Genomic DNA, 8,838 nt, shown 5'->3' with positions numbered 1-8,838 from the left:
CCAAGGGGTTTACCGCTCCAGTCAGCCGCACTTTCCGTGGGACGATGAGACGAGTCATGCGGAAGATTCCCTTTCAAACGCATGTAGGGATTCATCACGGACGCATTTGCAATAATGGCCCGTCCAGCAGTGCCATAGGGAAGTTAGCTAACAGTTTCTCAACGCCTGCATTTTTATAAAAAAACGATGTCGATGAGGCTAGCTATTATCTAGGTCAATACATTCACCGAGAACTTCTTGACACATACGAATACTTATAAAAGGTTGAATCAACGGAAATTATAGTGTATCATGTAGAATTAGGTTTATAATATAACCTCTGGCTATTTTTAAACGGGGCCAGTATGGTATGAGTAAAAAGTTAGGTGATATATATGCTGGAATTTCCGATTAAACGGACGATTATCATTGATGATACAAAGAAAAAAGGCCGAGGCCGTAAAAAGAAAAAAGATGATGGTGAAAAGACGATTATCAACGGCACGGTGAACCTTCCGCAAAAAAAAGTGCTGAAAAAAATGGATCCATTGCCTAAAAATGCTAAAAATTTGGTTATTGTAGAATCGCCGGCAAAAGCGAAGACAATCGAACGATTTTTAGGAACTGAATATAAGGTCATGGCCAGCCGCGGTCATCTTCGAGATTTGCCGCGAAATCAATTTGGTGTGAATATTGCAGATCATTTTGCGCCGACATATACTAATATGTTTGATAAAAGAAAGCTTATTGAAGAGCTTCAGGATGAATTTATTCGTTCTAAAAAAGTATATCTGGCGACTGACCCGGACCGCGAAGGGGAAGCAATATCCTGGCATTTAGCACATTTGCTGGATATGAATCCAGAAGAAAAATGCCGCGTTATGTTTCATGAAATCACTAAAAAAGCGGTTCTTGCCGGTATGGAAGAGCCGGGTGTGATTGATTTGCAAAAGGTGGACGCCCAGCAGGCACGACGTGTTTTAGACCGTATTGTTGGGTATAAATTAAGCCCTCTTCTTTGGAAAAAAGTTTGCAAGGGACTTAGTGCGGGACGTGTACAATCTGTAGCTGTGCGTCTTATTTGCGAACGGGAAGAAGAAATTAAGGCCTTTGTTCCGGAAGAATACTGGACTGTAAGCGGCACATATCGTACAGAGAATGGTATGATGCTGACGACGGAGCTGACAAAAATTGATGGAGAAAAGGCAAAGATTGATAGCGGAGATACAGCGAAACAAATTGCCTTTGACCTTCAGTGGGAGGAACGAGGAGAAAAAAATCACGAACCGGACTGCATTACAAAAGTGGAAAAGCGAAAACGTAGGCGTCAGCCTCAGCCTCCTTTTACAACTTCGACAATGCAGCAGGAATGTGTCAGTAAGTTGAATTTTGGCGCCAAAAAAACAATGATGCTGGCACAGCAATTATATGAAGGCCTGGATATTGGTGAGCAAGGTCACATCGGGCTTATTACGTATATGCGTACGGATTCGACACGAATCAATGATGATATGATTCAGTCTGCCCGTGAATTTATTGTGTCTACTTATGGAAAGGAATATGTGCCTGAAAAGGCGCGTATATATAAGACAAAGCAAACAAGTCAGGATGCTCATGAAGCGATTCGCCCAACCTCACTGGAACTTACACCTGCAAAAGTCTCGGACTTTCTTTCCAAAGATCAGCTGCGGCTGTATACGCTGATTTGGAATCGCTTTCTGGCAAGTCAAATGGAGTCTGCTGAAACGGAACATATGACGATTGCCATTATCAGCGGGATCTATGAGCTGCGAGCCGCCGGATATAAAGTGCTGTTTAAGGGATTTACGGAATTATATGAGGATGCCAAAAAGGATAAAACACTGACAGAACTTCCTCATATTTCTCCCAATACGATTGTCCATAATACGGCAGTCGATCCGGGCCAGCATTTTACACAGCCTCCTGCCCGGTATACAGAAGCCAGCCTGATCAAAACACTGGAAGAAAAAGGCATTGGCCGGCCAAGTACCTATGCGCCGATCATGGATACAATCCAAAATCGAAATTATGTAGAAAAGAAAGATAAGCAATTTATTCCGACAGAGCTGGGGACCATTATTGTTGATTTACTGAAAAAATATTTTGAACAAATTATTAATGTCGGCTTTACGGCACATATGGAAGAAGAACTGGATTCTATCGAACAAGGTAAGGATACGTATGCACATGTGCTTACTGAATTTTATGAGATATTCAAACCAGAAATGGATGTAGCTGAAGAAAATATGGAAAAGGTAACGGTAGCCGGACAGGAATCCGGTCAGATTTGCGAACTTTGTGGATCTCCTATGGTTTATAAATTTGGCCGGTTCGGTAAATTCTTGGCCTGTTCCAATTTCCCGGATTGTCGGAATACAAAAGCGATTGTAGAGGATTTGGGAATCACCTGCCCGAAATGCGGTAAGGGGACCTTGATTAAACGCAAATCTAAACGGGGACGTATATTCTATGGATGCAGTGAGTATCCAGAATGCGATTTTGTTTTATGGAATCAGCCTGTTAATAAAAAATGTTCAAAATGTGGTAGTATCATGACTATAAAACATTATAAAAAAGGGCCTGATAAACTATTCTGCAGCAACGCAGAATGCGAAAATCATAAAAAGGGTGAAGTAGTAAATGAAGAATAATGTCTTAGTTATCGGAGCTGGATTGGCTGGATCTGAAGCAGCTTGGCAGCTTGTTACGCGGGGGATTCCCGTCGAATTGGCTGAAATGCGGCCAGATAAATCATCACCGGCACACCATACGGACCTTTTTGCCGAATTGGTGTGCAGCAATTCTTTGCGGGCTGCTAATATAGAAAATGCCGTAGGATTATTGAAGGAAGAAATGCGTCGTCTGGGTTCATTAATCATGGAATCAGCGGATACTCACCGTGTCCCGGCAGGTGGCGCTTTGGCTGTGGATCGTATTCCGTTCAGTCAATTAATTACGGACAGATTGAAGCAACATCCTCTTATTACGCTTCGTCGCGAAGAGATAACCGAAATTCCGGCGGATCAGATCTGCATCATTGCGACAGGTCCGCTTACGAGCGATAGCATGGCTGAAACTATTCGGCGCATTACCGGGGCCGAATATTTCTATTTTCATGATGCGGCAGCCCCTATCGTGCAAGTTGACTCGCTGGATATGACCAAGGTGTATAGGGCTGCCCGGTATGGTAAAGGGGGGGCCGACTATTTAAATTGTCCTTTTACCAAGGCGGAATATGAAGATTTTTGGCAGGCACTTACCACAGCAGAATGTGCAGAACTTCATGAATTCGAAAAAAAAGACAGTGTTTTTGAAGGATGCATGCCCATTGAAGTGATGGCCGGACGGGGAATAGATACGATACGTTATGGCCCGATGAAGCCTGTCGGGCTGGAACTTCCAGATACGGGAGAACTTCCATATGCGGTCGTACAATTGCGGCAGGACAACGGCAGTGCGACATTATACAATCTTGTCGGATTTCAGACGCATTTAAAATTTGGTGAACAAAAAAGAGTATTTTCTATGATTCCCGGATTGGAACATGCTGAATTTATCCGCTATGGCGTGATGCACCGCAATTCCTATATTAATTCGCCGGTTTTGCTTGATGCTACGCTTCAGTATCGCAAAAATCCCCACGTTTTCTTTGCCGGGCAGATTACAGGCGTCGAAGGTTATTTGGAATCGGCATCGATGGGATTGTTGGCGGGAATTAATGCTGGACGTCTGATCAAAGGGAAGGCGCCGATTACTTTTTCACAGAGGACCGCTATCGGAGGATTAAGTCAGTATATCTCGGATGGACCTAATGAACATTTCCAGCCTATGAATATTAATTTTGGAATTATGGAATCACTGGGAATAAAAAAGCGGATGAAAAAGAAAGAAAAAAATGGTTTGCTGGCACAGCGGGCCTTAAACGAAATCAATGAAATAAAGGAGAAAATATAAATGCCTACAGAATTTCATGCAACGACGATTGTTGCGGTACAGCGGGATGGTAAAACGGCCATTGCCGGTGACGGACAGGTTACTCTTGGTAATTCCGTTATTATGAAAGGAACAGCTCAAAAGGTACGTCGGCTCTATCATGGCCAGATTATCAGCGGTTTTGCTGGTTCTGTTGCCGATGCCTTTACGCTATTTGACCATTTTGAAGAAAAGCTCAATGAATACAACGGGAATCTTGTTCGCAGTGCTGTTGAACTGGCAAAAGACTGGCGTTCTGATAAAATTCTCCATAAATTGGAAGCCTTACTTTTAGTGGCGGATGCGCAGCGGATTCTGCTCATTTCCGGAAATGGGGAAGTTATTGAACCGGATGACGGCATATCGGCGATTGGTTCGGGTGGTATGTACGCGTTGGCATCGGCTCGGGCACTGTTGCAGAATACGGAATTGTCTGCTCGGGATATCGCGGAAAAATCATTGCATATTGCGGCGGATATTTGTGTGTATACGAATCACAATGTTATTGTAGAAGAAATATAAAGGAGCATTTACATGAACGAGACAGAATTAACGCCGAAACAAATTGTGGCGGAACTGAATAAATATATTGTCGGGCAGGAAGAAGCCAAAAAATCCGTTGCCATTGCACTGCGCAACCGGTGGCGCCGTAAACATTTAGGTGAAGAAATGCAGGATGAAATTATTCCCAAAAATATCCTCCTTATCGGACCTACCGGCGTCGGCAAGACTGAAATTGCCCGCCGTCTGGCTCGCCTTGTTGGTGCGCCTTTTATCAAGGTAGAAGCGACTAAGTATACGGAAGTCGGCTATGTGGGACGGGATGTGGAACAGATCATCCGTGATCTTGTAGCGAATGCGATTCGCATGATTCAAGAGCAGGAAAGCATTCGTTATGAGGGAAAAGCGGAGGAAGAAGCTAATAAACGTATTTTGCAAGTGCTCTGGCCGAAGAAAACATCAGTCAAGGAAAAAGTGACTAACCCAATGGATATGTTCTTTGCCGGTGGAGACGATGATGAAAAGGCAAGTCAGCCGGCGCAGCTGGAAGCTCCGCAGTCAGATCGCCGTCAGAAAATGTTTGAAGACGTTTGCAATCATAAACTGGATGATAAGGAAATTGAAGTGGAAGTATCCGAACAGGAACGAGCCGTCCAAGGGATATTGACCGGAAATTCAACAGAAGAACTGACTAATAATTTTCAGGAAATGCTGGGCAGCATTATACCGAAGAAAAAGAAAAAGAAGAAAATGACGGTTGCTAAGGCTCGAGAACTGTTTAAAGATGAAGAACTGGGAAAATGTCTTGATATGGATGCCATTATTGACAAAGCCGTTGAATCGACGGAAGAGTCGGGGATTGTGTTTATTGATGAATTTGATAAAATTGCGGAAAAGGGACGTGCAAACGGTCCGGATGTATCTCGTGAAGGTGTCCAACGTGATATTTTGCCTATTGTTGAAGGTGCTACTGTCAATACGAAATATGGCCCTGTTAAAACGGATCATGTATTGTTTATTGCAGCCGGAGCGTTTCATGTATCTAAACCCAGCGATCTTATTCCTGAACTGCAGGGGCGGTTTCCCATTCGTGTAGAACTGCAGTCGCTCACGGTAGAAGACTTCCAGAAGATACTTACAGAACCGAATCAATCACTGGTTAAGCAATATACGGCCCTTTTGGCAACAGACGGCATTACGCTGGATTTTACGGATGACGGTATTGATGCTATTGCAGAATATGCTCATCGTGTCAATTTGGAAACAGAAAATATCGGAGCCCGGCGTCTGCATACGATTTTGGAAAAAATTCTTGAAGATGTGGCTTATGAAGCACCTGATGTGGCAGAAACGCATCTTCAAATCAACAAAACCTTTGTGTCGGGGAAACTGAATGACGTAGTCCAGAATGTGGATTTAAGTCATTACATTTTATAAAGGGAGTTATATGAGACTATATACTAAATTGTATTTGACTAAAAAGGGAGAGCGGGCCGCGCGCAGCGGACATCCCTGGGTTTATGGCGAAGAAGTCGTCCGTACGGAAGGTACGTATCAGACTGGTGACATCGTCGATGTTTACAGTGATAAGGAGCGCTATCTGGGGACTGGTTTTGCCAATGACATTTCCAAAATTCGTGTCCGCATACTTTCAGATAATGCCAATGACCGCTTTGATGAAGCGTTTTGGCGGCGCCGTGTCAAATATGCGCTGGACTATCGTCGTACCGTAATGGGACCGGCCGATTTTTCCTGCTGTCGTCTTATTTTCGGCGACGCAGATCAAATGCCGGGACTGACGGTAGATCGATATAACGATATTCTTGTAGCACAATGTCTGTGCTACGGTATGGATCAGATCAAATCAGTCATTTTTAGAGCGCTTATTGATATACTCCAGGAGATGGGAGTGGCGATTCGCGGCATTTATGAACGAAATGACGTCAAGGTGCGTGAACTGGATGGCATGGAACAAATGAAGGGTTGGTACCAAGACGATTTTTTACCGGCGCCGCCCTGTGTTATGACTACTATTGATGAAAACGGCATTCATTATGAAGTCGATGTGGAGAATGGGCAGAAAACGGGATTTTTCCTTGACCAAAAATACAATCGGCAGGCCGTGGCCCGCATTGCTGCTGGTCGCCGCGTACTGGACTGTTTCACTCATACGGGAGCCTTTGCGCTCAATGCCGCAAAAGGCGGTGCGGCCGCCGTCACGGCTGTTGACATATCAGATGAAGCGGTTGCTATGACCAATGCAAATATCCGGCGTAACAATATGGAAGATATCGTGACGGCTTGTCAATATAATGTTTTTGATTTACTGACCAAGCTGGCTGAAGAAAAATGCCATGACTATGATTTTATTATTCTCGACCCGCCGGCATTTACTAAATCGGGTCATACCATTCACAACGCGATTCGGGGTTATAAGGAAATTAATTTGAAGGCCATGAAGCTGTTACCGCGCGGCGGTTATTTAGCGACCTGTTCCTGTTCCCATTTTATGCGTGATGATTTATTTTGCAACATGCTCAGTGATGCCGCAAAAGACGCTGGTGTACGTCTTCGCCAGATCGAAGGACGTCAGCAATCGCCGGATCACCCGATTTTATGGAATGTACCGGAAACGAATTATTTAAAATTTTATCTTTTCCAAATTGTATAAATGTAAAAAGCAAGACAGCACAATCCAACATGTTTTGTGCTGTCTTTTTGTAACGGGAATATATAATGAAAAGGCGAAGAAAACCTTTCACTATACAGGCCGATGTGTGTTATAATATACACTACGGTAATTTTAGATATATTTCCTAAAAGGGGGAGACATCCAATGAATTTTAGAAGTACCCGCTCTTCAGAATGTGTTTCTCCGTCATTTGCCTTGCTGCATGGCTTGGCGCAGGACGGTGGCTTATATGTTCCGGAATCCTTTCCGGAAAATGTGTTGGATTATAAACAACTGGCCGGGAAAACGTATCAGGAGATAGTGGCTGTTGTCTTGTCGCATTTCTTTACTAATTTTTCTGACGAAGAGCGTAAGCAAATGATTGCATCTGCCTACAATGAGGAAACCTTTCGGGATGAACAGATTGTACCGCTTCACTCCATGGACACGGATCTGAGTATTTCAGAGTTGTTTCATGGTAGAACGCTGGCTTTTAAAGACTTGGCATTGTCTCTTTTTCCGTATTTGCTTACAGCGGCCAAAAAGCAGGAAAAAGAAGACCGGAACATTCTTATTTTGACGGCAACGAGCGGAGATACGGGAAAGGCTGCTCTCGAGGGATTTAAAAATGTACCGGGGACAAATATTATGGTGTTTTATCCCAGTGAGGGTGTTAGTCCTATGCAAAAGCAGCAGATGCAGAAACAGGAAGGAAATAATGTCAAAGTGTCTGCTATTTATGGTAATTTTGATGATGCCCAGAGTTTTCTGAAGCGTGTTTTTACTAATAAGGCTGTTAACGAATATGCTGATAAAAAGGGCGTTTTATTTTCCAGCGCCAACTCCATTAATGTAGGCCGGTTGTTTCCGCAGGTGGCCTACTATGTATCAACCTATGTGTCGCTGGTAGATACGGGTTGCATAAATGAAGGTGAAGCTTTTGATGTTGTTGTCCCCACGGGCAATTTCGGCAATATTTTAGCCGGGTATTTTGCTAAAAAAATGGGTATTCCTATTGGGCAGCTCATTTGTGCATCAAATAAAAATAATGTATTGTCAGATTTCTTTGAAACTGGAATATATGACATGAAGCGTCCGTTTTACACGACATCAAGTCCGTCTATGGATATTTTGCTATCCAGTAATTTCGAACGATTTTTGTTTTATGTCAGTGGTGAAAATGCAGGAAAAGTTGCACAATGGGAAAAAGAACTGCAGACTACGGGGCGTATGGCTGTGACTACGGAGTCTTTGAAGATCCTGCGAAAGGATTTTGCCGGAGGCTGGATCAATGATGCTGAAACTCGGGCAGTGATCAATCATGTGTATAATGATTATGGCTACCTGTTGGATCCGCACACGGCAGTTGCATATGGAGTTTATCTGAATCGGCACAAGCAGGGCATGGGAAGCAGCCGCCATACCGTCATTATGTCGACGGCTCATCCGTATAAGTTCCCCCCCGTCATTTGTGAAGCGCTGGCTCTCAAAACGGCTGCGGATCCGTTCGATATGCTGACGGATATCGGTGCGGTTACAGGTATTGCCCTGCCCAAACCATTGGCTGATTTGCAAAATAAACCGGTCCGTTTCAGTGATGCTATTCCAAAGGAAGAAATGAAACAAGCTGTGCTATCTTTTGTAGATTCAATCAGTCAAAAATCATAAGAATTTTTTTTATATCGCTAAGGGAG

At 43.7% G+C, this 8,838-nt stretch carries 6 protein-coding genes; all 6 read left to right on the top strand.

Features of this window, described 5'->3' with window-relative positions:
- The first annotated feature begins 374 nt into the window (after positions 1-374).
- The 6 genes from topA to thrC all read left to right on the top strand — a co-directional run bounded on the left by topA (position 375) and on the right by thrC (position 8,812).
- Complete coding sequence (gene topA / locus AB840_RS10760) at positions 375-2,651, top strand: type I DNA topoisomerase (protein WP_048514850.1); 2,277 nt, start codon at positions 375-377, stop codon at positions 2,649-2,651.
- Complete coding sequence (trmFO, locus tag AB840_RS10755; RefSeq protein WP_048514849.1) at positions 2,641-3,954, top strand: methylenetetrahydrofolate--tRNA-(uracil(54)-C(5))-methyltransferase (FADH(2)-oxidizing) TrmFO; 1,314 nt, start codon at positions 2,641-2,643, stop codon at positions 3,952-3,954. Before topA ends, trmFO begins: the two co-directional genes overlap by 11 nt.
- On the top strand, positions 3,955-4,494 hold the full coding sequence (hslV, locus tag AB840_RS10750) for an ATP-dependent protease subunit HslV (RefSeq protein ID WP_048514848.1): 540 nt from the start codon (positions 3,955-3,957) through the stop codon (positions 4,492-4,494).
- A 12-nt stretch (positions 4,495-4,506) separates the two neighbouring features.
- Entirely contained in the window at positions 4,507-5,910 is a 1,404-nt protein-coding gene (hslU, locus tag AB840_RS10745; RefSeq protein WP_048514847.1) for an ATP-dependent protease ATPase subunit HslU, read from the top strand.
- Positions 5,911-5,920: 10 nt separating this feature from the next.
- Entirely contained in the window at positions 5,921-7,144 is a 1,224-nt protein-coding gene (locus AB840_RS10740) for a class I SAM-dependent rRNA methyltransferase (protein WP_048514846.1), read from the top strand.
- 165 nt (positions 7,145-7,309) lie between these two features.
- Positions 7,310-8,812 carry a threonine synthase gene (thrC, locus tag AB840_RS10735; protein ID WP_048514845.1) on the top strand — a complete coding sequence of 501 codons (1,503 nt, stop codon included), beginning with the start codon at positions 7,310-7,312 and terminating at the stop codon, positions 8,810-8,812.
- Positions 8,813-8,838 lie beyond the last annotated feature (26 nt).

It is taken from the genome of Megasphaera cerevisiae DSM 20462 (assembly GCF_001045675.1).
Lineage (GTDB): Bacteria > Bacillota > Negativicutes > Veillonellales > Megasphaeraceae > Megasphaera > Megasphaera cerevisiae.
The sequence above is the reverse complement of the archived record's forward strand: the minus strand, read 5'-3'. Positions and strand labels throughout refer to the sequence as shown.